The organism is Bradyrhizobium sp. LMG 9283, from assembly GCF_045571415.1.
In the GTDB taxonomy this organism is placed as follows: Bacteria; Pseudomonadota; Alphaproteobacteria; order Rhizobiales; family Xanthobacteraceae; genus Bradyrhizobium.
Genome location: NZ_CP120691.1, coordinates 3088391 through 3111848, shown reverse-complemented (window position 1 = coordinate 3111848; position 23458 = coordinate 3088391). Strand labels below are relative to the sequence as shown.

Below are 23458 nucleotides of genomic sequence, written 5' to 3'. Positions count from 1 at the left end.
GCTTTCCCCTGATGTTGGAGATTGATGATGAGGAAATCACTTCTTGCACTGGCTGCCGGGCTCTTGCTTGCCGGCAGCGTCAGTGCAGCCTCCGCCGCCGACAAGCTGAAGGTCGGTTTCATCTATTTGGGTCCGATCGGAGATCTCGGCTGGACTTATCAGCACGACCTCGCGCGTCAGGCGCTGGTGAAGGAATTGGGCGACAAGATCGAGACCACTTATCTCGAGAACGTGCCCGAAGGGCCCGACGCCGAGCGCTCGATTGAGCAACTGGTCCGCGCCGGCAACAAGCTGATCTTCACCACGTCGTTCGGCTACATGGATCCGACGCTGAAGGTCGCCAAGAAATATCCGAACGTGCATTTCGAGCACGCCACCGGCTACAAGCGCAACCCGAACATGTCGACCTATTCGGCGAAATGGTATCAGGGCCGCTACATTCAAGGCCTGATCGCGGCCAAGATGTCGAAGTCGGGCGTGCTCGGCTATATCGGCTCGTTCCCGATTCCGGAGGTCGTCTCCGGCATCAACGCCACGATGCTTGCGGCGCAGACCATCAACCCGAACATCAAGGTCAAGATCATCTGGGCCAACACCTGGTTCGATCCGGGCAAGGAGGCCGACGCCGCCAAGGCGCTGATCGACCAGGGCGCCGACGTCATCATGCAGCACACGGATTCGCCAGCGGCGATGCAGATTGCCAGCGAACGCGGCAAGCTCGCCTTCGGCCAGGATTCCGAGATGATCAAGTTCGGGCCCAAGACCCAGCTGACCTCGATCCTCGATACCTGGGGCCCCTACTACATCGAGCGCGTCAAGGCCGAACTCGCCGGCACATGGAAGTCCGAGGACACCTGGGGCGGCCTCGACAGCCACATGTTCGCGATGGCGCCCTACACCAACATGCCTGACGATGTGAAAAAGATGGCCGAGGATGCCCAGGCCGCGATCACCGCGGGCAAGCTGCATCCGTTCAAATGCCCGATCGTTGGGCAGGATGGCAAGCCGGTCGAGTGCAAGGGCGGCGATCACCTCGACGACGGCCAGATCCTCGGCATGAATTTCTATGTGAAAGGCATCGACGACAAGCTGCCGGGCAAGTAGCACGCTTCTTGCATCGGCTAAATCACCTGCTCCTCCCGGAGGAGGTTCGGAGGGGGTGGCCAGAAGCACCCGGCACTTGTGGTCGCCCCCTCTTTCAATTTTCGGCCTGACTATCTGGCCTGCATGGCCCGCGCCGCCGAACTGTGGCGGCGGATGAGGTCTGTGACATTGAGGCCCGGGATCGCGCCATCGATCACCGCCCATTTTCCGGCCACCATCATCCGGTCGGCGCGATGCGCCCCGCAAAGCACCAGGGCGGCAAGCGGATCGCCATGGCCCGAGAAGCGCAGCTCGTCGAGCTTGAATAGCGCCAGGTCCGCCGCCTTGCCGACGGCGATCTCGCCGAGCTCGGGACGGCCGACGCAGGCCGCCGAGCCCTTGGTGGCCCAGCGCAGCGCATCCTTGTGGCTGACCTTCGTTACCCCGTAGCGCGCCCGCTGCAGCAGGAAGGCCGCGCGCAGCTCCTGCATCAGGTTCGATCCGTCGTTCGAGGCAGAGCCGTCGACCCCGATGCCGATCCCGACGCCGGCCTCTTCCATATCGCATACCGGGCAACAGCCGGACGCCAGCAGCTGGTTGCTGCACGCGCAATGGCTGATGGTCGTCTTCGCCTCGGCGAGCCGCTTGATTTCGTTCTCGTTGAAAAAGATGCCGTGGGCGAGCCAGGTTCGCGCGTTGAGCCAACCGCATTGCTCGAGATAGTCGAGCGGGCGGCAGCCATACATCTGCTCGCAGAATCCGTTCTCGTCCTCGGTCTCGGCGAGATGGGTGTGCAGGCGCACGTCGAGCTTGTCGGCGAGATCGGCGGTCGCGCGCATCAGCGAGGTCGTCACCGAGAACGGCGAGCACGGCGCCAGCGCGATCTGCACCATCGCATCCAGACCGCGCTGGTGATACTTTGCGACCACGCGCGCACTGTCGGCAAGGATGGTGTCCTCGTCCTGCACCACGCTGTCGGGCGGCAGGCCGCCATCGCGCTGCGACAGGTTCATCGAGCCGCGCGTGAGCAACACCCGAACGCCGAGGCGCTTCGCCACCGCCACCTCAATATCGACGGCGTCTTCGAGTCCGGCCGGGAAAACATAGTGGTGATCGGTCGTGGTGGTGCAGCCGGAGAGCAGCAGCTCGGACATCGCCACGGTGACGCCGAGCTCGAGCGCGTCCGGCGTCAGCCGCGCCCACACCGGATAGAGCGCCTGAAGCCAGGGGAACAGCTCGCGGTCCATCGCGGCCGGCAGCGCCCGCGTCAGCGTCTGGTAGAAATGATGATGGGTGTTGATCAGGCCCGGCAGCACAACGTGTTCGCCCGCGTCGAACACCGCGACATCAGCGGTTGCGGGCACACCGCCGGCCGGCACGAGCTCGACGATCCGGCCGTCCTTCACCACGATGCCGCGCTCCGCACGGTCGGCGAGGATGGCCAGGGGATCCCTGATCCAGGTCGGACTTGTGTCACTCATGATCCTGCTTCTCCTCACACCCGCTGACGGCAGGCCTGGAAGGCGGAGGACGACTGCCTCCTCGCTCCGACTTGTTGTTGCCACTTGGCTCCCGTCTTGCAACACTTTCTCTCGACCATTCAGCCGGCGGAAGGGTTGGCGCAGCCATGGACTTGAATACCATCACAGCGGTCGCTCATCCGCAAACGCGCGCGCAGCTGCCCGTTTGGACGGCAGGTGATGCTTGGCTCGCAGGCGGCACTTGGCTGTTCTCGGAGCCGCAAGCGCATTTGACACGTCTGATCGATCTCACCGATCTGAAATGGCCGGCGCTGACACTCACCGAGAGCCACCTCCGCATCGCCGCCACTTGCACCATCGCAGAGCTCGATGGACTCGCCTGCCCGTCCGATTGGCTCGCGGCACCGCTGATCAACCAGTGCTGCCGCGCCTTCCTTGCTTCGTTCAAGATTTGGAAGGCGGCAACGGTCGGCGGCAATCTCTGCATGTCCCTGCCGGCGGGACCGATGATCTCGCTCACCGCCGCGCTCGATGGAGTCTGCACCATCTGGAAGGCCAACGGCGGTGAACAGAGGCTTCCCGTGGTCGATTTCGTCACCGGCAACCAGCGCAATCGCCTGACGCCGGGCGACCTGCTCCGGCAGATCGATGTCCCGATTGTCGCACTGAAGCGCCGCACCGCCTTTCGCCAGATCTCGCTGGCGCCTGTCGGCCGCTCGGCAGCACTGCTGATCGGAAGTCTCGAAGCCGATGATACGCTGACACTCACAGTCACCGCGTCGACGGTGCGGCCGATCCAGCTCCTCTTTCGCAAAGCCCCGGACGCGAGCGCGCTTCGTACCGCGCTCATGCAGCAGATCACGGACGACCTGTACCACACGGATATCCATGGCAAGCCGCTCTGGCGCAAGCACATGACGCTTCGGTTAGCCGAGGAAATTCGCGGCGAACTCATGGGAGCGACGCGGCCATGAGCTTCGAGGTCAACGGCAAGGCGTTTTCTCAGGAGCCACGCGCCGGGCAATGCCTGCGCACGTTCCTGCGCGAGCTCGGCCATTTCGGCGTGAAAAAGGGCTGTGATGCCGGTGATTGCGGCGCCTGCACCGTGCTGCTCGACGGCGAGCCGGTGCATAGTTGCCTGATCCCAGCGTTCCGCGCCGAAGGTCATGCCGTCACCACGATCGAAGGTCTTGGCGGCGACCACGGCGCCCATCCGATGCAGCAAGCCTTCCTCGACGCGCAGGGCTTTCAATGCGGCTTCTGCACCGCCGGCATGATCCTGACCTGCGCCTCGCTGAACCAGGCGCAGCGCACCGATCTCGGCACCGCGTTGAAGGGCAACATCTGCCGCTGCACCGGTTATCGTTCGATCGAGGATGCGATCCTCGGCAACACCAATGTCGAGGTGATCGTCGAGACCGGCGCTGCATTTGGCCGCAGCCTGCCGGCGCCCGCGGGTCCCGACATCGTGCGCGGCAAGGCACGCTATACGTTCGACACCGAGGTCGAGGGCCTGCTCCAGATCAAGCTGCTGCGCTCGCCTCATGCGCATGCGAGGATCGTCGCGATCGACACGTCGGAAGCCCTTCGCGTTCCCGGCGTGCACGCGGTGCTGACGCATGAGGATGCGCCATCGGTGCTGATCTCGACCGCGCGCCACGAAAAGGACTGGATGGACCCCGAGGACACCCGCATCCTCGACGACGTGGTCCGCTTCATCGGCCAGAAAGTTGCCGCCGTCGTCGCCGAGACTGAAGCCGCAGCCGAGGAGGCGGGCCGGCGGATCAAGGTGGAGTACGAGATCCTGCCGGCGCTGATCGATCCCGAGCAGGCGATGGCACCGGGTGCGCCCGTCCTTCATCCCGATCGCACCACCGCCAACCGCATCGCGGATCCCCAGCGTAACCTCGCGGCGGAGACGCATGGCGAGTTCGGCGATGTAGCCGCAGCACTCGCCACCTCCGCCGTCACCTACGAGGCGACCTTCCACAGTCACCGGGTGCAGCACGCCGCACTGGAGACGCACGGCGGGCTCGCCTGGCTCGATGATGCGGGCATTCTCAACGTCCGCACCTCGACGCAGGTGCCGTTCCTGACCCGGCGCGCACTGTCCGACATTTTCAAGCTGCCGATGGACAAAGTCCGCGTGTTCTGCGAACGCGTCGGCGGCGGCTTCGGCGGCAAGCAGGAGATGTTCGTCGAGGACATCCTGGCGCTTGCTGCGCTGAGGACCGGGCGGCCGGTGAAGCTGGAGCTCACCCGCGAGGAGCAGTTCATCGCGACCTCGACGCGGCATCCGATGCGGGTCCACATCAAGGCGGGCGCGGACGCCGATGGCAAGCTCACCGCGCTCCAGCTCGACGTGCTCTCCAATACCGGCGCCTACGGCAATCATGCCGGCCCCGTGATGTTCCACGCGCTGGCCGAGTCCATCGCCGTCTACAATTGCCCGAACAAGCGGGTCGACGGTTACGCCGTCTACACCAACACGGTGCCGGCGGGTGCGTTTCGCGGCTATGGCCTGCCGCAGGCGCTGATCGCGGTGGAAGCCGCGATCGACGAGCTGGCGAAGCAGCTCGGCATCAGCCCCTACGAGATGCGCCGGCGCAACATCATCAAGCCCGGCGATCCCATGCTGTCGCCTCCGCCGTCCGAATATCACGACGTGCTCTATGGCTCCTATGGGCTCGACCAATGCCTCGACCTCGTCGAGCGCGCGATGCAGGCTGATGGCCCGCACCCCGAGCTGTCGCCCGAATGGCTGGTCGGTGACGGCATCGCGCTGACCATGATCGACACCGTGCCGCCGGCCGGCCACATCGCGGATGCGATGATCACGCTCAACCACGACGGCAGCTTCGACCTGACAGTCGGCACCGCCGAGTTCGGCAACGGCACCAGTACCGTGCACCTCCAGATCGCCGCAACCACGCTGGCGACCACGGTCGAGAGAATCCGTCTGCGTCAGTCCGACACTGCCCATGGCGGCCACGACACCGGCGCCTATGGCAGCGCCGGCACCTTCGTCGCGGGCAAGGCGACGCATGCGGCAGCTGCGCAGCTTGCGACCGAGCTGAGGGCGGCGGCCGCTGATGCGTGGCTCTGCGACGTGGACACCTGCGTGCTCGAAGGCGAGGCTGTCGTCAGCGGGGTGCGGCGGATGCCGTTTACGGAACTGGCGAAGCTCGCGCGCGAACGCGGGCAGCCGCTCGCGGGCACCGGTAGCTCGAACGGCACGCCGCGTTCGGTCGGTTTCAACGTGCAGGGTTTTCGCGTTGCGGTGAATAAGGGCTCCGGCGAGCTCAGGATTCTCAGGAGCGTGCACGCCGCGGACGCGGGCGTCGTCGCCAATCCCATGCAGTGCCGCGGTCAGGTCGAAGGCGGCGTGGCGCAGGCGCTCGGCGCCGCGCTCTATGAGGAGATGGTGATCGATGCGGACGGCCGCGTCATCAACCCGAAATTCCGCGACTATCACCTGCCCTCCTTCGCCGACGTTCCGCGCACGGAGGTGTTCTTCGCCGAGACGTCCGACACGATCGGACCGCTGGGCGCAAAGTCGATGAGCGAGAGCCCATACAATCCGGTCGCCGCCGCGCTCGGCAACGCCATTGCCGATGCCACCGGCATCCGCTTCACCGCGCCGCCCTTCAAGCCGGACCGGCTGTTTCCGGCTCTGCTCGACAGGTTTGGTGGTTAGAGCGGCATGGTTCGGTTCACCTCTCCCGTAGGGAGAGGTCGGAGCGCATCGAAGATGCGGTCCGGGTGAGGGGTTCAGGTCTCACTGAACGCCGCAGCCCCTCACCCGGATTGCTGCGCAATCCGACCTCTCCCCGTCGGGGAGAGGTGAACCACGAACAGTCGCCGAACCTACATGCTCTAACTGCCGCGATAGGTCGAATAGCTCCAGGGCGTGACCAGCAACGGCACGTGATAGTGTGCCTCCGGCTCGCTGATCGCAAAGCGCAGCGGGATCTCGTCGAGGAATGGCGGGTCCGACAGCGGCACATTGCGCTCGGCATAATATTTGGCAACGCGGAATCGGAGCTCGTAACGGCCGATCGGCAGCGGACGCCCGCCGATCAGCGGCTGATCGGTGCGGCCGTCGGTGTTGGTCACCGCGCGCGCGATGACGCGGTTCTCGCCAAGACTCGCAAGCTCCACGAGTTCAATCGGGATGCCTGACGCGGGCTTGCCAATGTGATTGTCCAGCACATGGGTCGAGAGCCGGCCGTGCACCTTCAGCCGGTCGTCCGCAATGACGAGCTGATCCAGCCGCAGCGCCGAGATGCGGCCGATCTCCTCGATCGCGCGCCTTATCTCGGTCTTGACGATGTTGGGCTGCCGCGTCTCGAAGTCGCGCAGCACGGAATCCTTGGTGTGACGGCGCACGCAGACGATATAGGGGAAACCGAACTTGTCGCGGTAGGCATTGTTGGCACGCTCGAACGCCGCATATTCTGCCTCCGACAGCCGGTCGAGTCCGGCGCTGTTCTGCTCGTCGGTCGATTCCGCCGTGAGGCCCGCGGCGCGCTGGGTCTTGTTGGCGAGATCGGGATGCGCCCGGATCAACGCCAACTGAACGTCCGGCTCGGCACCCTGGATCGCCGCCATCAGCGCAGCGTGCAACTCGTTGATGCCGGCAAACGGCCGCTTTGCCGCGAGCTGCTCGGCGATCCACGGCGAATATTCGACGATGTTGGCGAGCGCCGCGACGAAATCGGCTTTGCTTGCAGCGTTGAGATCGGCGAGCGAGATCTGCGACATCGTCTCACCCGATCTCGAATGCGTCGGTGGCAAGATGCGCGTGCTTGTCGTGCCAATGCTGCGCGATCTGCAACCGCGTCGGCACCCAGACGCGCTCATGCTTGCCGATATAGTCTAGGAAGCGGATCAGGCCCGCCGCGCGGCCGGGCCGGCCAGCGAGGCGGCAGTGCAGGCCCACCGACATCATCTTCGGCGCGGTCTGCCCTTCCGCGTAGAGCACGTCGAAGGCATCCTTCAGATAGGTGAAGAACTGCTCGCCTTCGGCAAAGCCCTGCGGGTTGATGAAGCGCATGTCGTTGGCATCAAGCGTATAGGGAATGATGAGCTGCTTGCCGCCTGGTCCCTTCACCCAATAGGGCAGATCATCGGCATAGGAGTCGCAGAGATAGAGGAAGCCGCCTTCCTCCATCAGCAGGCGGTTGGTGTTGATCGAGGAGCGCCCAGTGTACCAGCCGAGCGGCCGCGATCCTGTCGCCTCCGCGTGGACGCGAATGGACTCCGCGATCTCGGCGCGCTCCTGCGCCTCCGTCATGTCCTTGTGCTCGATCCATTTCAGGCTGTGGCTCGCGATGTCCCAGCCCGACTCCTTCATCGCCGCGACGATCTCGGGGTTGCGCTTGAGCGCAGTGGCGACGCCGAACACCGTGGTCGGCCACTTCCGCTCGTTGAACATCCGCCACAACCGCCAGAAGCCGGCGCGCGAGCCATATTCGAACATGGATTCGATATTGGCATGGCGCTGGCCGGGCCAGGGCTGCGCGCCGAGCACGTCGGACAGAAACGCTTCCGAGGCGCGGTCGCCGTGCAGGATGTTGTTCTCGCCGCCCTCCTCGAAATTGACGACGAACTGCACCGCGATCCGCGCGTCACCTGGCCATTGCGGGTGCGGCGGATTGCGGCCGTAACCGCGGAGATCGCGCGGGTAGCGGGGCTCACTCACTCAGACTTCCTCGAAGCGGATCGGCAGCGCGCCCTTCCACAGCACGCTCTTGCCGAGCGTCGCCAGATTCTCCAGGCCCGAGGTCAGCGTGATGAAATGATTGCCGGCGAGCTGGCCCATCTTGCTCGCGAAATGCACGCCGCCATAGGCGAGCAGGATCTCGGTCTCGCTGATGCCGCCCGGGTACAGGATGATCTGGCCTGGCGCGGGATAGCTGGTGTGGTTCTCATAGCCGACGCCGAAATCGAGGTCGCCGAGCGGCATCCACACGCCCTCGCCGCTCCAGCGAACATGGATGATGTGGCTTTCGAACGGCAGCGCCTTGCGGAAGGCGGCCACGGTCTTGGGCGCCAGTTGCTCCTCGAAACGGGCATCGAAGGTGAAATCGCCGGCGCGGATAACGAGTTTGCTCATCTCATCTCTCTGGATCGGGGGCTAGGAGGCCCCGCGGGGAACCTTCAGCAAAAGCACTCCATCGGGCTTCGCGCAAGGGGCGGAGTCGCAATCACCTGCGGTCGTAGGACCAGCCGAAAATACCGCTCCGCCGCACCTCCGGCTCCGGCTCGGCGGCTGCCGCAGGCGGCGCCTCCTTCAGTTCCGCCTGCGGCGGCGGTGCGGGGGGCGCCGGCAGGTTCTCGCATTTCATGGAATAGACCAGCTTGCCGTCCGCGGTCCGCCCGATCGGCGCGCAGGGGTCGGGATGCGCCGCAGTGGTCTTCGGTGTCATCTTGACTTGCGCGGCCGCGGGCGAAGCGAACAGCAACAGGACCAGCAGATATCTCGACATTGTTGTCGCCTGGAAACTCAGCTGGTCCCATTGAACCGGATTGCGGCGGGCAAGTCCATCGGGGGCCGAGGGCTGGCTGCCGAATATTTAGCCGGGATCAAAAAATTTGCTCGCTCCATCGTGATGGCGCCGCCGCTGATATTCGGAAAGGCCCATCGCCATGTCAGCCGCGACGACGACAAGATCTCTCACAGCCGGAGCGTCGTCACGGGAGAAACAACGATGCAAAAGATTTTCGCCATTCTCGGCGCCATGCTGATTGTCGCCGCCGTCGTCCAGACCGCCGCCGCAAGCGACCGCCACCACGCCCGCAAGGTGCAACGCGCTCCCATCACGCAATCGGTCCGCGACTCCAATGCCGCGTTCTGGCCGCCGCGGCCGACCGCCCCCGATTGGTCGCGCTATGTCAACGGCGCGATGTCGGCGCCAGCGGGACGGTGATGTGGGGAGCGTAGGCGACCGAGCGCCGACTGCTTCCACACCGTCATTGCGAGGAGCCCTTGCGACGAAGATTCCATGGGGAGTGGATAGCGACCGGGTCTGAGGCCAGACTGAGGTTGCTGAAGCACTCAACCTGGAGACAACGATGTTGCTCGATCATCTTTCCGACGGACTGGCCGCTATCCGGACGCAGATTGGCGCAATTTTTGTGTCATTGGAACTGAGCCGTTCGACATGGCTGGTTACATCGCTGTCGCCCGGCAAGGGCGAGAAGATGTCCAAACACAGCGTGAAGGCCGGCGCTATTGCGGAGCTTTTGAAGCTCTTTGCAGCGCTGAAGCGTAAGGCCCAGGCGCGAACGGGCGAGAGTTATCCGATCATCACCATCCAGGAGGCGGGGCTGGATGGGTTCTGGCTTCACCGCACTCTGCAGTCGGAGGGCGTCGAGAGCTACGTGGTCGATCCGGCCTCGATCGCGACGCCGCGCCGGCGCCGGCGGGCCAAGACGGACCGGTTGGACGGCGAGACGCTGTTGCGGTCGCTTCTGGCCTACAAGCGCGGCGAGCCACGGGTCTGCGCGATGGTCGTTGCCCCCTCTCCGGAAGAAGAGGACCGCCGCAGGCTTTGCCGGGAGCGGCGGACCTTGATCGCGGAGCGGATCGTGCATGTGAACCGGATCAAGGGTGTTCTGTTTGCGCAAGGGATATTCGACTACGTGCCGCTGCGGCGCGATCGACGGACGCGGCTCGAGGCCTTGCGCACGGGGGACGGGCGGCTGCTGCCGGCGCATTTGAAGGCGCAGATCAGCCGCGAGCTCGACCGGCTCGAACTTCTGCTCGACCAGATCGCGGCGGTAGAGCGCGAGCAGGATGCATTGCTGGCTGCAAGCCGACCAGCAGGCGAGAAGGCTGCATCGAACCCGGTCGCGATGCTGCTCGACTTGAAGGGCCTGGGCCCGAACTTTGCTGCCATTCTCTGGTCGGAGGCCTTCCACCGTCAGTTCACCAACCGCCGCCAGGTTGCGTCCTATGCCGGTCTTGCGGCCACGCCATGGCGCAGTGGCGGCATTGAGCGTGAGCAGGGCGTGTCGAAGGCCGGCAATCCGCGCCTGAGAACCACGATGATCCAGCTCGCCTGGTTGTGGATACGTCACCAGCCTCAATCGGCTCTGACCCAGTGGTTCAAGGCCAACAGCCAGCGCGGCCGCAAGCGCACAATCGTGGCGCTGGCGCGCAAGCTGCTCGTGGCCCTGTGGAAATACGTGACCGCCGGCGTCGTGATCGAGGGAGCCGTGGTGAAGCCCGGCGCCTGACACCACGCCTCTCAGCCTCAAAACCAATCCGCCGAGGTTGATCAGCCTCGGCCGATCCGGGTGGACGAACCGATGGATTGCATGGCTTCAAACGCCGTAACGAAGAAGGGTCTCGTCCTCTCGAGCCTGCCCGCCGCAAGCGGAATGTTGGTGCAGTCGCCACCGCGCAACGACCGAATGTGAGTTTGATCTGGCATGCAAACCAGATTGCCAAAACCGGCTCGACCCTTGGATCGCCAACCATAGGAGTAGTTCACGCCCCGACCTAACGAGCCTGAAGGCGTGCTCGCTCAGGTCAAGACCAAGCCGCTTCGCGGCGGCCCTCACGGGCCGGTCTTGACCTGATCTGCGCGCGCCATCCGAAAAGTTCCGCGGTCGGGACGAAGAGCTGGCCTGCAATCGAACAAAGAGCTGACCATAAATCTTGACACATCAAATCCCCATGTGAGCAATCCAGACTGTCGCGGAGAGACTCTGGATTGCTTCGCTTCGCTCGCAATGACGGAGCAAGGTGAACCGACGTCGTTTTCAAATTCGCATTCTACTCGCAGACATGCGTTCGCATCCTCGCGGCTTGTTTCGCCCGAGCTTTGCGTCATCTCTCGCTCCTCTTGTCCAAGAGCAACTGGGTCGGAGTAGACCGGCGATCAGACGGGCTCAAGGCTGGTGCTGGCGCACCCCCGCCTTCGGCGGCTGACGGCCTTGACCCCGTCTGCACGCCGGTCTTTGGCTTGGCATGCGCTCGGCCGAGGTCCGAGCACGAGAAGGCGCGCTCGTCAGGCCAACCTGTATTTCTTCGGATCCCACGTCTCGCCGCGAGCGATCATGGTGTTGAGGATGACGATCAGCTTGCGCATGCAGGCGACGATCGCGACCTTTGGCGGCTTGCCCTTGGCAATCAGGCGCTCATAGAAGGCCTTGAACACCGGGTTGTTCAGCGTCGCGGCGCCGATGCAGGGCATGTAGAGGGGCGTTCCGCACCCAGCGGCGACCACCCTTGATGCAGCGTTCACCTCGACGTTTGCCGCTATCGTCGTCATAAGGAGCAACGCCCACCAACGCGACGACAACTTCGTCGCTCACCTGCCCCAACTCCGGTACGCCTCCAAGCAGCGCCATTGCGGTCCCCTCAGCAAAGCCTGGTACGCTCTGGATGATCTCGGCGCGTTTGGCAAAGTCCGGCGTTGTCTTGATCGTCGCCGCGATCGCGGTATCGATCGCGGCGATTTCGTCAGCCAGCTTCTGAAGAAGACGCGCGCGAGCCTTCCGAACAAGGGCCGGCGCCTCATGCTCGTTCTGCATTTCCAGGCGAGCCCTGACGTCGATCAGGCCTTGGCGTCCCTTCACCAGTGCCTTCATCTCCTCGTGAGCGGGATCGTCGACTTGGCTGGGAGCCTCGCTGAATGTCTCGGCGAACCAGGAGATCATCTCTGCGTCGATCTTGTCATTTTTAGCAAGGCGTCCCGCCGATTCCGCAAAGTGGCGAACCCGTTTGGGATCGACGATCCGTACTTCCAGCCCGGCTTGGCGCAACGCCTTGGCCCATACCCGCTCGTAGCCGCCGCTTGCCTCCATCACTGCCTTGCCGACCCGATGCTTGCGAAGCCATGCAATCAAGCTCCGTCGCCCCGCCGCGGTTGTCGGGCAAGTCTTCCGCTCCGTTACGGTCCGAATGCACGCATCAATCTTGTCTTTGGCGACATCGATGCCGACGACAACCAGATCGTCTTGTGTCATCATCCACTCCCTTCCTTGCCTGGTACGGGCTCGCAGCCCTTGCAACTGTTCGGGTTGAGGAAGACACCGGAGCTGTCCCTTGCTCTTTAACAGGCTCTGTCGCCTTTGGGCGCAACGGGCTCAGTTCCGGCAACGGGCGGTTCTGATCCAACCGCCCGTTGCCACATTCTGGCAGATTTCGGGGACACAAGGGCGCAGGGAAGGCCGCATAGGCGTTAAGGTAGCGCGAGCATCGATTGATACGGACGTTTTCGAGGAGGCTCGCGGTGGGATTGACAGAGGGCGATACAGCAAGACGCGGTAGCCCTGATGCAGCTCCAGCGTAATCCGGGACTGTGCGAGATGCCGGGCGAGTGGCCCCGGATTACGCTTCCGCTCCATCCGGGCTACGCCGACGCATCAATAAAGGGCGGCACAAGGCACCGCCCTTTTCGCGCAATCCAATCCGGCCACCGTTGAAAACGACCGTTCAATATGGCCCGTAACGGTAGCCGGGATCGTAGTAAAAGGGACTGCCGCCGTAATAGCCCGGACCACCATAGTAAGGACGCGGGCCATAATAATAGCGGTTCTCGTAGTAGTCGCGGCGCCGTTGCTCAGCGATCACCCCGCCGATAATACCCGCGGCGGCGCCCATAAAAGCGAGGCCTGCCGCGCTCGGTCCGCGTCGATAATAGTGGCGACGTCGGGCGGCGCTGAAATCGGTGACGTCGGCGGAAGCCTGACCTGCCGCAGCAGCCTTCACGGACACGGCCGGGGCCGAACCTGGGGATGCCGCTGCTGAAGGCGACACGGAGGCGGCGAGCAGCGCCACACTTGCGAACGCGGCCAGGACCGTGTTGCGGCCGGCTACGGAAATCATCGGTGCATCACTCATCTCGATCTTCCTCTGTTTTCGCCCAAACACATACGTAAGCAAACAGTCTGTAACGCGCAAATCACTGAAATGGTTTCATAATCGCGGCGATCTGCCACGCCTTGAACGATTGTAAACCGAACGATCCGATCCAGCCTGCACCATCCAACCTGAGCGGATAATGAACAGCCGCGCCGTTTTCGGTCGCCGTAAGCGTTTCACGTGAACCAACGCATCAACGGACGCCGTCGGGATCGATGCCATTTGCAGGGCTCAACGTGACTGACGCGTCCTTTTCCAAGAGAAACCAGATGATTGCGGTTCGCAAACTGCCGGCGCGCTATGCGCCGATCGTGATGCCATTCGTGCTCTCCATCCTCATGGCGGCGGTGGTGTCTGTCATTTCGACGCTGCGAAGCCTCGGCGCAACGCCGGCGTTCCTGGCGACCTGGCCGGGCGCCTGGGCGCTGTCATGGCTCGTCGCCTATCCGACGCTGCTCGTGGTCCTGCCACTGGTCCGCCGGATCGTGGCCTGCCTCGTTGCAGCCCCAACCGGCCGATAGCGGGCGCACACTCCTCCGGTTCACGCACAAAAGCGAGATGTGATCACCCCAAATTGCAGCAAAGGCGGAGGTGCGCTCCCTCCCCGCTTGCGGGGGAGGTTGGGGAGAGGGTGTCTCCGCAATGGGACAATCCCCCAGAGGAGACAGCCCTCACCCGGCGCTTCGCGCCGACCTCTCCCGCAAGCGGGAGAGGTGAACGACGCCGCGGCCTCTTGATTCAACCTAAATCATTCCGCCTTACGACAGCGCCCCAAGCACGCCCCTCGTCGCCTTGTCGATCTCCTCGACATAGCGGCGGCGGGCGAAGCTCTCAGTGAGGAAGCCGACCACCTTGCGGCTGTCGGTGGAATCGACCACCGCCAGCATCTCGGCCTCGGCCTCGTCGAACACGGCCATCGCCGACTTCACGTTCATTTCCGGGATCAGCACGATGTCGACCAGTCGGGCGAGCTCGATCACCTGGATGTCGTCGGCGATGGCATCGAGATCGCTGGAGAACAGGTCGGGCAGCATGACGAGACCGACATATTCGTCAGCATTGTTGACGATGACGATCCCGGGCCGCGAGCCCAGCGCGAATTCAGCTCGCGTCGCTGCGATCGTCGTGGTCGACGGCACCTTGCCGACGTCGGAGCGCATCAAGCGCTCGACCGTGAGATTGCGCAACCAGCCGACGTCGTTGGCGCTGCGGATGGTCTCGCCGCGCAGATGCAGGCGCCAGGTCGAGAAGGAGTGGCCGAACATGAAGCGCACGCAGATCGAGGTGACGATGCAGCCGGCCAGCACCACGGCGGTGACGTCGACATTGCGGGTCATCTCGAGCACGAGGAACGACATCGTAAGCGGGCCGCCGACGATGGCGACACCGAGCGTCGCCATGCCCGTCAGCATCGCCACCAGCGGATCGATCACGAAGTGCGGACTGATCAGCTCCAACAGCTCGGCGAAGAACTTCCCGATCAGGCTGCCGACGAACAGCGAGGCGAAGAACAGGCCGCCGCGGAAGCCCGAGGCGAGCGAGATCAGGCAAGCCGTCACTTTCAGGGCGATGATCAGCGCAATCAGGCCGATCGTCATGTCGTGAAAGAGATCGAGCACCATGGCGCCGTGGCCGGCCGCCAGCACCTGCGGCGTGACAATCGCAAAGCCGCCGACGATGAGGCCGCCAAACACCGGACGCAACCAGACCGGCAGCCAGGCGAACAGGCGCTCGAACGTCGGCGAGGAGCGCATCACGGCGATGCCGACGCCGCTGGTGACGAGGGCAAGCCCGATCAGGGCCAGGTACTGCTCGACGCCGACGGCGCTGACCTTGGGTATCTCCAGCGAGTACGGCGCGCCGCCCAGCCATTGGGCGGTCAGGGCGCCCGCGAGCGAGGCCGCCAGGATCGGCGCGGCGCTGCCGACCGAATAGACGCCGACGATCAGCTCGCAGGCATAGAAGGCGCCGGTGATCGGCGCACCGAACGCCGCCGCGATCGCCGCCGCGGCGCCGCAACCGACCATCAGGCGCAGATCATTGCGGCGCAGGTTGAAGAACTTGCCGAGCAGCGAGGCGATACCCGAGCCGATCTGGGTATAGCCGGCCTCGAGGCCAACCGAGGCGCCGCAGCCGTTGGAGATCAAGGTCTGGCTCGACACCACCACGCTGTCGCGCATCGAGAGATTGCCGCCGCGCAGCGCATTGGCCTCGATCGGGTCGACCGCGTTCGAGATCTTCATGCGCCGCCGCGACCATTCCATGATGCCGAGCGCCAGCCCGCCGAGCGCGGGCGCGATCAGCGCAGCCCAGGGGCTCACGCGCGCATTGGCCGACAGGCGAACGTCGACCGGAATGCCGTAGATCACCACATGGGCGATCTGCGCGATCTCGGCCATCAGGGTCACGACGGCGCCGGCAAGCGTGCCGATCACCAGCGCGAGCGGGATCAGGTAGAACTCGTTGCTGCGCAAGAGGGCGCGCATCCGAACCATGGTGCGGTCCGTACCCTTGCGATCGACGAGATGTCTGATCCGCACGAACACCTTCTGCCCGCCCTACTCTTCCGACAGGCCGTAACCGGCCATGCGCTGGCGGACCCGTTCGATCTCCTCACTCGGAAGCAGCGGCGGTTGTCCGATCTGGAGGCAGCCGTGATATTGCCGTGCCAGCGTCTCGACCTCGACGGCGAGCCACATCGCCTTGTCCAGCGTCTTGCCGATCGCGATCATGCCGTGATGGTCGAGCAGGCAGGCAAGCCGGCCCTCCAGCGCCCGCACCGCATGATCGGACAGCTCGACCGTTCCGAACGTCGCATAGGGCGCGCAGCGGATGCTGTCGCCGCCGGTAGCCGCGATCATGTAGTGCACCGGCGGAATCTCCATGCCCATGATCGCCAGGATGGTGCAATAGGTCGGATGGGCATGCACGACGGCATTGACGTCGGGCCGCGACTTCAGGATGTCGCGATGGAAGCGCCATTCGCTGGACGGCTTCTGATCGGGCGCGTGTGTGCCGTCCATCGCCATGAAGACGATCTGGTCCGGGGTCATGGTCTCGTAGGGCACGCTGGTCGGCGTGACCAGGAGCCCGTCCACATGCCGGACGCTGATATTCCCTGATGTGCCCTGGTTGATGCCGAGCGCGTTCATGCGGCGGCAGGCGTCGATGATGGCTTGCCTCTTGTCGAGTTCGTCCGCAGTCATCGACATCTCGGTTTCTTCTCGGCTTCTTGGCGATGGACGTTAGATGGGAAGTACGTCAAAGCCATGCGGCAGCGCAAGCGAAAGCGACCGGATCGCGCCCCGTCTCGTCGACGGATTCCCCGCTCCCCGAAACAGACCGCGAAATCAACAGATTAGCAGATTGCCGCACCCTACGACAGGCTCGCCCGGACGGCCGCAATCCCGTTGATGACGAACTGAACCGAATAGGCAGCGAGCAGCATGCCGAGCACGCGCGAGAGCACGGCATTTCCAGTGCGCCCGAGCGTGCGCGCGATCAGGCGAGCTGAGACGAAGCACAGCATGCAAAGCAGGCAAACCGCGAGCACCACAGCGATGATGATCGCGAGCTTCGCCCCGGAGCCGGCATCGCCCGACAGCAGCAGCGTGGTCGCGTTGTCGGCCTCGCGCGCCTCACGGTGCGGACGATTCCCGAAGATCGTCTGATAGGAGACGCCGAACAGCAGCCCGCCGGCGATCTGGAAAGCCGGAAGCCGATCCCGAGCTGGCAACAGCCAGTTTCCGACCAGGGCGATCACGACCAGGATTGAAGCGGCGATCAGCGGCGCGCAGCGCGATCGTTCGCTTGACCTTGTCGGGTATGTTCCCGGTCGCAGCGAGGAAGGCCGGTGCAAGACCGATCGGATCGAGCACCAGGAGCAGCGTCACTAAGGCTGACAGGGCGAAGTCGAGCATGTGTCGGCGAGGCCCCCCGGGGGCTGGAACGATGGCTCCCGGGCAGACTTAGCCCAGCAAAGCCGCTTTGGAAATCACTGGAGACGACAATGAGCGACAGTGGAATCGGAATGCTCCTCGGCCACCTCTCGGCCAACCTGCTCTGGCTCTGGTTCATCGGCGCGTTCGTGCTCGGCGGGTTCCTCGTTTACGGGGTGATGAAGGCCGGCCACCTGCGCCGCAGCGAGCGGGCACGCCTCGACCGCGCGACGGAAGAGCGACAGCACCAGGAAGACCCCTACAAGCGCCCGACCTGAGCGAGCCGCGAACCCCGGTTGCAGTTTGGAACTTTCGTTCTTCAACGGGTTTTATCGCCCGAGGATCGAGGAAGGCGAGGCCTTCCCGTATCGCCTCACGAGGAGGACGTATGGCTAAACGAGCGAAGAAACGCACAAGCAAGAAGACGGCGGCGCGCCGGCCGCGCCGGGCGCCGAAGATGCTCAGCGATCTGTTTCTGGAGACGCTGAAGGACATCTATTTCGCCGAGAACAAGATCATCAAGACCTTGCCCAAAATGGCGAAGGCAGCGCAGTCGAAAGAGCTGGTGGCCGCCTTCGACAAGCATCTGCGCGAGACCCAGGGCCAGGTCAAGCGGCTGGATCAGATCTTCAAGATGCTGGACAAGCCTGCACGCGGCAAGCCCTGCGAGGCCATCAACGGCATTGCCGACGAGGGCGCCGAGATCATGAAGGAGTTCAAGGGAGCCCCGGCGCTCGATGCGGGACTGCTCGCGGCCGCCCAGGCGGTCGAGCATTACGAGATCTCCCGCTACGGCACGCTTCGCACCTGGGCCGAGGAGCTCGGCATGCAGGACGCAGCAAGGCTGCTCCAGGAGACGCTCAACGAGGAAGAGGCGACCGATCGCACTCTGACGGAGCTCGCCACCTCCGTGATCAATCTTGAAGCGGAAGAAGAGTACCGCGCTGCGGCCTGACCCGCGCCCCTGGCAAAGAGGGAACGTCGCGGCCCATGCCGCGGCGTTCGCTTGTTTTGATCGCACGGTGGCGCATGGCACACCGGCGCCACCGCATTGGATTTCCCGGGAACCAGCCCCATATGCAGGCTTTGCCACCCCAGAGCCCGCATCATGCAACCCAAAAATCCCCTCGACTGGATGCTCTCTGAAGCCTTGGACTCGCTGACCCGCGCCGATCGGCTGCGCCAGCAGTTCGGGCGCCAGGAAGCCTGCTGGGAGCCGCCGATCGACGTGCTCGAGACCGAGCGTGAGCTCCTGATCCTGGTCGCGCTTCCCGGCGTCAATCCGGACAATGTCGAGACGGTCCTCCATGACGGCGTTCTCATCATCTCCGGTCAGCGCACCCTCCCGCCGGAGCTTCGCAACGCCCGCATCCATCGGCTCGAGCTGCCGCAGGGCCGCTTCGAGCGGCGCATCGCGCTGCCCCTTGGCCGCTACGCCATCAGCCGCTTCGTGATGGACGGCTGCGTCGCACTTCGCCTCGCCAAATCCTGAGGTCGATCATGGCCACCGAACAGATGAACTACGAACAGACCAATAACGACGTGAAGATTCCCGACGACGCGCTGATCATCGTCCCCGTGCGCGAGATGGTGCTGTTTCCCGGCGCCATCGCGCCGATCACGATCGGCCGGACGAAGTCCATCGCCGCCGCGCAGCAGGCGCTGCGCGAACAGCGGCCGATCGGCATTGTCCTGCAACGCAGCCCTGAGACCAATGACCCCGGGCCGGACGACCTCTATCGGGTCGCGACCATCGCCAATATCGTGCGCTACATCACCGCGCCCGACGGTACCCACCACATCGTCTGCCAGGGCGTGCAGCGCGCGCGCATCCTCGATTTCCTGCCGGGGACGCCGTTCCCGGCCGCGCGTTTCCAGCAGATCCCCGAGCCGACCACGACCTCACCCGAGATCGAGGCGCGAGCGCTGAACCTGCAGCGCCAGGCCATCGAGGCGGTCGAGCTGCTGCCGCAGGCGCCGCCCGAGCTGGCGACGATGTTCCAAGGCACCAGCGCGCCTGGCGCGCTGGCGGATCTCGCAACCTCGTTTATGGACATCAAGCCGCAGGACAAGCAGGAGGTGCTGGAGACCATCGACATCGCTCTTCGCGTCGAGAAGGTCTCCAAGCACCTGGCCGAGCGGCTGGAAGTGCTGCGCATCAGCAAGGAGATCGGCCAGCAGACCCGCGCCAGCTTCGACGAGCGGCAGCGCGAGGCGATCCTGCGCGAGCAAATGGCGACTATTCAGCGTCAGCTCGGCGAAGGCGACGGCAAGGCGGCCGAGGTCACTGAGCTGACGGCTGCCATCGCCAAGGCCAAGATGCCGCCGGAGGCGGAGGCGCATGCCAAGAAAGAGCTGCGCCGTTACGAGCGCATGCCGGAGGCCGCCGGCGAAGCCGGCATGGTCCGCACCTATCTCGACTGGCTGATCGAGCTGCCCTGGGCGCTGCCCGAGGAGAAGCCGATCGACATCAAGGAGGCGAGAGCCATCCTGGATGCCGATCATTTCGGCCTCGAGAAGATCAAGAGCCGGATCATCGAATATCTGGCGGTGCGCAAGCTCGCCCCGCAGGGCAAGGCCCCGATCCTGTGCTTCGTCGGCCCGCCCGGCGTCGGCAAGACCTCGCTCGGCCAGTCCATCGCCCGCGCGATGGGTCGTCCCTTCGTGCGCGTCAGCTTGGGCGGCGTGCATGACGAGGCCGAGATCCGCGGCCACCGGCGCACCTATATCGGCGCGCTGCCCGGCAACATCATCCAGGGCATCAAGAAGGCCGGCAGCCGGAACTGCGTCATGATGCTGGACGAGATCGACAAGATGGGCCGCGGCGTACAGGGCGATCCCTCCGCCGCCATGCTGGAGGTGCTCGACCCCGAGCAGAACGGGACGTTCCGGGACAATTACCTGGGCGTGCCCTTCGACCTGTCGCACGTGGTGTTCATCGCGACCGCGAACATGCTGGACCAGATCCCGGGTCCGCTCTTGGACCGCATGGAGCTGATCAGCCTCGCCGGCTACACCGAGGACGAGAAGCTGGAGATCGCGCGGCGCTACCTGGTGCGGCGGCAGCTCGAGGCCAACGGCCTGACCGCCGAGCAGGCCGAGATCGAGCCGGAGGCGCTGAAGCTGATCGTCAAGGGCTACACCCGCGAGGCCGGCGTGCGTAACCTCGAGCGCGAGATCGGCAAGGTGTTCCGGCATGCCGCGGTGCAGGTCGCCGAAGGCATGGCCACGAAGGTCGTGGTGACGCCGAAGGACATCGCCACCGTGCTCGGCCAGCCGCGATTCGAAGGCGAGATCGCGCTGCGCACCAGCGTTCCCGGGGTGGCCACCGGCCTTGCCTGGACGCCGGTCGGCGGCGACATCCTGTTCATCGAGGCAACGCGCGTGCCCGGCAAGGGCGGTCTGATCCTGACCGGTCAGCTCGGCGACGTCATGCGCGAGAGCGTGCAGGCTGCGATGACGCTGGTGAAGAGCCGAGCCACTCAGCTCGGCATCGATCCCCAGCTGTTCGAGAAGAGTGACATCCACGTTCACGTCCCCGCGGGCGCAACCCCGAAGGACGGGCCGAGCGCGGGCGTTGCGATGTTCACGGCGCTGACGTCCCTGCTCACCAATCGCACGGTGCGCAGCGACACCGCGATGACCGGCGAGATCTCGCTGCGTGGCCTGGTGCTCCCCGTAGGCGGCATCAAGGAGAAGGTGGTGGCCGCGGCTGCTGCCGGATTGAAGCGGGTGATGCTGCCGGCGCGCAACAAGCGGGACTATGACGACATCCCGAAGAGCGCGCGGGATAATCTCGAATTCATCTGGCTGGAGCGCGTCGACGAGGCGATCGCCGCGGCGCAGCCGACCGAGGCCCAAGTCAATTCGAAGGTCGAAGCGGCGGAGTAGATGGGATGAAGAAACTGCTGGAAGGAGCGAAGAGATCGCGGAGAACGCAGCGGCTGCGGCAGTTGCTCGATCGCGCGATCGACCGGGTTCGCGATACGCTTGCGGCGCCTGAGCCGCGGCTTCAGCCGGTCCCGGTCCGGGTGAAGCGCCGCAAGGGTTGAGCCCTCCGTCTCGAGCCCTCGCGGCTGCCCCAAACAAAAGGCCCCCTCCTTCGAGGGGGCCTTTTGCGTTGTTAGGACACGGCGTCCTTGGCGGCCTTGACCGGGCGGGCGCGGACGATCTTCCGGGCCGGCTTGGCCTTGAACATCATCTCTTCACCCGTGAACGGGTTGGTGCCCTTGCGCGCCTTGGTCGCGGGCTTCTTGATGACCACGAACTTGGCGAAGCCCGGCACCAGGAACAGACCGTTCTTCTTGAGCTCCTTGTGGCCGACGTCGGTCAGCGTCTCCATGACGTTCTTGACGTCACGCTTGGAAAGCTCGGTGGCGGTCGCAATCTTTTCGATCAACTGCGATTTGGACATTTGGGTTGGCATCGTGTCTCCTCTGATTCGTTGCCGGTTGCATATTAGACCAACCGTTGAAGGCCTATAGCCTTCTGCACAGTTTTGTCGCGATTTTACGGGCTTTTCTGGCCCTGTGTGACAAAAAACCCTGCATTTTAGCGACTTCCGGAGCGAAAGAAGCCTCGGGCAGCGGTTTTTGCCTTGTTTCAAAGGCCCGCACGTCATCTTGCTAAAGCTGATTCGCGGCTTTCGACAAGCGACGACCGGCCTCTTTGTGAAGGGCCGGTCGTGATTCACCCTGATAAATAAGGGCCGGATCGCACGTAGGTGCTCTTCCTCCCCGTAAAAGCAGGGAGAAAGCGACGGGGAGATTGGCTAGACGCGCTCGATGATGATGGCGGGCGCCATGCCGCCGGCGGCGCACATGGTGACGAGACCACGCTTGAGGTCGCGCCGCTCGAGCTCGTCGAGCACGGTGCCGATCAGGATCGAACCGGTGGCACCGATCGGATGACCGAGCGCGATCGAGCCGCCATTGACGTTGACCTTGGCGCGGTCGAGCTTGAGGTCTCGGATATATTTTTCCGCCACCACCGCAAAGGCCTCGTTGATCTCGAACAGGTCGATGTCGTCGATGGTGAGGCCCGCCTTCGCCAGCACCTTGCGCGTCGCCGGCACCGGCGCGTTCAGCATCAACGTCGGCGAATCCCCGATGTTGGCCATCGCGACCACGCGAGCGCGCGGCTTCAGGCCATGGGCCTTGGCGTAAGCGGGCGAAGCGAGAAGGATCGCGGCGGCGCCGTCGACGACCCCGGAGGAGTTGCCGGCGTGATGCACGAAGTCGATCTTCAGATCGGGGTATTTCTGCAGGATCAGGCCGCGATAGGTCGTGCCCTTGTCGTCGAGCGCGTAGTCGGCGATCGCCGGAAACGCCGGCTTCAGGCTGCTGAGGCCTTCCATCGTGGTTTGCGGCCGCGGATACTCCTCGTGATCGAGCGCGAGGCTGCCGTCCTCGCGGTGGACGGGCACGAGGCTCTTCTTGAAGTGGCCGTTCGCGATCGCAAAGCCTGCGCGCTTCTGGCTCTCCAGCCCGAGCGCGTCGACGTCCCTTCGCGTGATGCCTTCCATGGTCGCGATCGCGTCGGCGCAGACACCCTGATGCGACTGCGGATGATTGGCCCGCAGGCGCAGATTGCCGCCGTCCATCATCATAGGACCGCCGCCGCGGCGTCCCTCCATCGACATCATCTCGCAGCCGCCGGCGATGACGAGGTCTTCGGCACCGGCCATGATCGAGCTTGCGGCCATGTTGACGCTGGTGATGCCGCTGCCGCAGAAGCGGTCGAGCGTCACCGCGCTGGCGCGCACGTCGTAGCCGGCATCGAGTGCCGACATACGGCCGAGATCGCCGCTTTGCGTTGCGACCTGCGCGCTGCAGCCCCAGACGATGTCGTCGACGTCGGCGGTGTCGATGCCGGTGCGATCAGCGAGCGCGCGCAGCACGGTCGCCCCGAGCTGCTGCGGATGAATGCCCGAAAGGGCTCCCTTGCCGGCCTTGCCGATGCCCCGCGGGGTCCGGCAGGCATCGATGATCAGCGCGTCAGCCATTGGCGTCGTCCTGTTGTTATGGGTGTTTGGAGACGGTTCTGAATAAGGGGAAGAGGAGAGTCAATGCGCGGCG

22 protein-coding genes and 1 pseudogene are annotated in these 23458 nt (G+C 64.5%); 10 read left to right on the top strand and 13 right to left on the bottom strand.

Annotated elements, in window-relative coordinates; all coding sequences use genetic code 11:
- The first annotated feature begins 27 nt into the window (after positions 1-27).
- Positions 28-1104: a BMP family ABC transporter substrate-binding protein gene (locus P6U29_RS14425; RefSeq protein WP_407118190.1), complete on the top strand. Its 1077-nt coding sequence runs from the start codon at positions 28-30 to the stop codon at positions 1102-1104.
- A gap of 110 nt (positions 1105-1214) precedes the next feature.
- On the opposite strand, the gene P6U29_RS14420 is transcribed toward P6U29_RS14425, so the two are convergent.
- Positions 1215-2564: an 8-oxoguanine deaminase gene (locus P6U29_RS14420; RefSeq protein ID WP_407118189.1), complete on the bottom strand. Its 1350-nt coding sequence runs from the start codon at positions 2562-2564 to the stop codon at positions 1215-1217.
- Between the two features lie 146 nt (positions 2565-2710).
- Here P6U29_RS14420 and P6U29_RS14415 point away from each other — a divergent pair, with 146 nt between their 5' ends.
- Together P6U29_RS14415 and P6U29_RS14410 are read left to right on the top strand one after the other, a co-directional pair.
- The gene (locus P6U29_RS14415; protein WP_407118188.1) at positions 2711-3538 is read left to right on the top strand and encodes an FAD binding domain-containing protein; all 828 of its coding nucleotides are present in this window, start codon (positions 2711-2713) and stop codon (positions 3536-3538) included.
- Positions 3535-6261: a molybdopterin-dependent oxidoreductase gene (locus P6U29_RS14410; RefSeq protein ID WP_407118187.1), complete on the top strand. Its 2727-nt coding sequence runs from the start codon at positions 3535-3537 to the stop codon at positions 6259-6261. Before P6U29_RS14415 ends, P6U29_RS14410 begins: the two co-directional genes overlap by 4 nt.
- Positions 6262-6440: 179 nt before the next feature.
- Here the strand turns inward: P6U29_RS14410 and uraD are convergent, their stop codons facing one another.
- From uraD to P6U29_RS14390, 4 genes are all read right to left on the bottom strand, one after another.
- Positions 6441-7328 (bottom strand): 2-oxo-4-hydroxy-4-carboxy-5-ureidoimidazoline decarboxylase, encoded by an 888-nt coding sequence (gene uraD / locus P6U29_RS14405; RefSeq protein ID WP_407118186.1) that lies wholly within the window; start codon positions 7326-7328, stop codon positions 6441-6443.
- Positions 7329-7332: 4 nt separating this feature from the next.
- Positions 7333-8268: an allantoinase PuuE gene (gene puuE, locus P6U29_RS14400; protein WP_407118185.1), complete on the bottom strand. Its 936-nt coding sequence runs from the start codon at positions 8266-8268 to the stop codon at positions 7333-7335.
- Positions 8269-8682: a DUF3830 family protein gene (locus tag P6U29_RS14395; protein WP_014493672.1), complete on the bottom strand. Its 414-nt coding sequence runs from the start codon at positions 8680-8682 to the stop codon at positions 8269-8271.
- A gap of 91 nt (positions 8683-8773) precedes the next feature.
- Positions 8774-9055: a hypothetical protein gene (locus P6U29_RS14390; protein ID WP_407118184.1), complete on the bottom strand. Its 282-nt coding sequence runs from the start codon at positions 9053-9055 to the stop codon at positions 8774-8776.
- A gap of 30 nt (positions 9056-9085) precedes the next feature.
- Here P6U29_RS14390 and P6U29_RS14385 point away from each other — a divergent pair, with 30 nt between their 5' ends.
- Both P6U29_RS14385 and P6U29_RS14380 read left to right on the top strand, forming a co-directional pair.
- Complete coding sequence (locus tag P6U29_RS14385; RefSeq protein WP_407118183.1) at positions 9086-9496, top strand: hypothetical protein; 411 nt, start codon at positions 9086-9088, stop codon at positions 9494-9496.
- 145 nt (positions 9497-9641) lie between these two features.
- Positions 9642-10808: an IS110 family transposase gene (locus P6U29_RS14380; protein WP_407112656.1), complete on the top strand. Its 1167-nt coding sequence runs from the start codon at positions 9642-9644 to the stop codon at positions 10806-10808.
- A gap of 776 nt (positions 10809-11584) precedes the next feature.
- Here P6U29_RS14380 and P6U29_RS14375 read toward each other — a convergent pair.
- The 3 genes from P6U29_RS14375 to P6U29_RS14365 all read right to left on the bottom strand — a co-directional run bounded on the left by P6U29_RS14375 (position 11585) and on the right by P6U29_RS14365 (position 13407).
- Positions 11585-11734: a hypothetical protein gene (locus tag P6U29_RS14375; RefSeq protein ID WP_407118182.1), complete on the bottom strand. Its 150-nt coding sequence runs from the start codon at positions 11732-11734 to the stop codon at positions 11585-11587.
- Positions 11715-12545: an IS110 family transposase gene (locus P6U29_RS14370; protein WP_407119327.1), complete on the bottom strand. Its 831-nt coding sequence runs from the start codon at positions 12543-12545 to the stop codon at positions 11715-11717. The genes P6U29_RS14375 and P6U29_RS14370 overlap by 20 nt, the downstream gene beginning before the upstream one ends.
- Positions 12546-13014: 469 nt before the next feature.
- Positions 13015-13407 carry a hypothetical protein gene (locus tag P6U29_RS14365; protein ID WP_407118181.1) on the bottom strand — a complete coding sequence of 131 codons (393 nt, stop codon included), beginning with the start codon at positions 13405-13407 and terminating at the stop codon, positions 13015-13017.
- A gap of 305 nt (positions 13408-13712) precedes the next feature.
- On the opposite strand from P6U29_RS14365, the gene P6U29_RS14360 reads away from it, so the two are divergent.
- Positions 13713-13964 (top strand): DUF2798 domain-containing protein, encoded by a 252-nt coding sequence (locus P6U29_RS14360; RefSeq protein WP_407118180.1) that lies wholly within the window; start codon positions 13713-13715, stop codon positions 13962-13964.
- Between the two features lie 237 nt (positions 13965-14201).
- Here the strand turns inward: P6U29_RS14360 and P6U29_RS14355 are convergent, their stop codons facing one another.
- The 3 genes and pseudogenes from P6U29_RS14355 to P6U29_RS14345 all read right to left on the bottom strand — a co-directional run bounded on the left by P6U29_RS14355 (position 14202) and on the right by P6U29_RS14345 (position 17363).
- Complete coding sequence (locus P6U29_RS14355; protein ID WP_407118179.1) at positions 14202-15989, bottom strand: chloride channel protein; 1788 nt, start codon at positions 15987-15989, stop codon at positions 14202-14204.
- Positions 15990-16001: 12 nt separating this feature from the next.
- A complete protein-coding gene (locus P6U29_RS14350) occupies positions 16002-16655 on the bottom strand; it encodes an L-fuculose-phosphate aldolase (protein WP_407118178.1) in 654 nt (217 codons plus the stop codon).
- A 164-nt stretch (positions 16656-16819) separates the two neighbouring features.
- A pseudogene (locus P6U29_RS14345) lies at positions 16820-17363 on the bottom strand (MarC family protein).
- An 89-nt stretch (positions 17364-17452) separates the two neighbouring features.
- Between P6U29_RS14345 and P6U29_RS14340 the strand changes: the two are divergent.
- From P6U29_RS14340 to lon, 4 genes are all read left to right on the top strand, one after another.
- A complete protein-coding gene (locus P6U29_RS14340; RefSeq protein WP_407118177.1) occupies positions 17453-17659 on the top strand; it encodes a hypothetical protein in 207 nt (68 codons plus the stop codon).
- Between the two features lie 110 nt (positions 17660-17769).
- Positions 17770-18336: a ferritin-like domain-containing protein gene (locus tag P6U29_RS14335; protein WP_407118176.1), complete on the top strand. Its 567-nt coding sequence runs from the start codon at positions 17770-17772 to the stop codon at positions 18334-18336.
- A 153-nt stretch (positions 18337-18489) separates the two neighbouring features.
- Positions 18490-18873, top strand: coding sequence for an Hsp20/alpha crystallin family protein (locus P6U29_RS14330; protein WP_407118175.1), 384 nt, complete (start codon positions 18490-18492; stop codon positions 18871-18873).
- Between the two features lie 8 nt (positions 18874-18881).
- Entirely contained in the window at positions 18882-21272 is a 2391-nt protein-coding gene (gene lon, locus P6U29_RS14325) for an endopeptidase La (protein WP_407118174.1), read from the top strand.
- A 232-nt stretch (positions 21273-21504) separates the two neighbouring features.
- On the opposite strand, the gene P6U29_RS14320 is transcribed toward lon, so the two are convergent.
- Both P6U29_RS14320 and P6U29_RS14315 read right to left on the bottom strand, forming a co-directional pair.
- Entirely contained in the window at positions 21505-21807 is a 303-nt protein-coding gene (locus P6U29_RS14320; protein ID WP_027574583.1) for an HU family DNA-binding protein, read from the bottom strand.
- A gap of 345 nt (positions 21808-22152) precedes the next feature.
- Positions 22153-23385, bottom strand: coding sequence for an acetyl-CoA C-acetyltransferase (locus tag P6U29_RS14315; RefSeq protein ID WP_407118173.1), 1233 nt, complete (start codon positions 23383-23385; stop codon positions 22153-22155).
- Positions 23386-23458: the final 73 nt, after the last annotated feature.

Coding starts and splice junctions, on each gene's coding strand:
- P6U29_RS14425 (WP_407118190.1), top strand. CDS start 28: ATGAGGAAATCACTTCTTGCACTGGCTGCCGGGCTCTTGCTTGCCGGC.
- P6U29_RS14420 (WP_407118189.1), bottom strand. CDS start 2,564: ATGAGTGACACAAGTCCGACCTGGATCAGGGATCCCCTGGCCATCCTC.
- P6U29_RS14415 (WP_407118188.1), top strand. CDS start 2,711: ATGGACTTGAATACCATCACAGCGGTCGCTCATCCGCAAACGCGCGCG.
- P6U29_RS14410 (WP_407118187.1), top strand. CDS start 3,535: ATGAGCTTCGAGGTCAACGGCAAGGCGTTTTCTCAGGAGCCACGCGCC.
- uraD (WP_407118186.1), bottom strand. CDS start 7,328: ATGTCGCAGATCTCGCTCGCCGATCTCAACGCTGCAAGCAAAGCCGAT.
- P6U29_RS14395 (WP_014493672.1), bottom strand. CDS start 8,682: ATGAGCAAACTCGTTATCCGCGCCGGCGATTTCACCTTCGATGCCCGT.
- P6U29_RS14390 (WP_407118184.1), bottom strand. CDS start 9,055: ATGTCGAGATATCTGCTGGTCCTGTTGCTGTTCGCTTCGCCCGCGGCC.
- P6U29_RS14380 (WP_407112656.1), top strand. CDS start 9,642: ATGTTGCTCGATCATCTTTCCGACGGACTGGCCGCTATCCGGACGCAG.
- P6U29_RS14370 (WP_407119327.1), bottom strand. CDS start 12,545: ATGACACAAGACGATCTGGTTGTCGTCGGCATCGATGTCGCCAAAGAC.
- P6U29_RS14365 (WP_407118181.1), bottom strand. CDS start 13,407: ATGATTTCCGTAGCCGGCCGCAACACGGTCCTGGCCGCGTTCGCAAGT.
- P6U29_RS14360 (WP_407118180.1), top strand. CDS start 13,713: ATGATTGCGGTTCGCAAACTGCCGGCGCGCTATGCGCCGATCGTGATG.
- P6U29_RS14350 (WP_407118178.1), bottom strand. CDS start 16,655: ATGTCGATGACTGCGGACGAACTCGACAAGAGGCAAGCCATCATCGAC.
- P6U29_RS14340 (WP_407118177.1), top strand. CDS start 17,453: ATGAGCGACAGTGGAATCGGAATGCTCCTCGGCCACCTCTCGGCCAAC.
- P6U29_RS14335 (WP_407118176.1), top strand. CDS start 17,770: ATGGCTAAACGAGCGAAGAAACGCACAAGCAAGAAGACGGCGGCGCGC.
- P6U29_RS14330 (WP_407118175.1), top strand. CDS start 18,490: ATGCAACCCAAAAATCCCCTCGACTGGATGCTCTCTGAAGCCTTGGAC.
- lon (WP_407118174.1), top strand. CDS start 18,882: ATGGCCACCGAACAGATGAACTACGAACAGACCAATAACGACGTGAAG.
- P6U29_RS14320 (WP_027574583.1), bottom strand. CDS start 21,807: ATGCCAACCCAAATGTCCAAATCGCAGTTGATCGAAAAGATTGCGACC.
- P6U29_RS14315 (WP_407118173.1), bottom strand. CDS start 23,385: ATGGCTGACGCGCTGATCATCGATGCCTGCCGGACCCCGCGGGGCATC.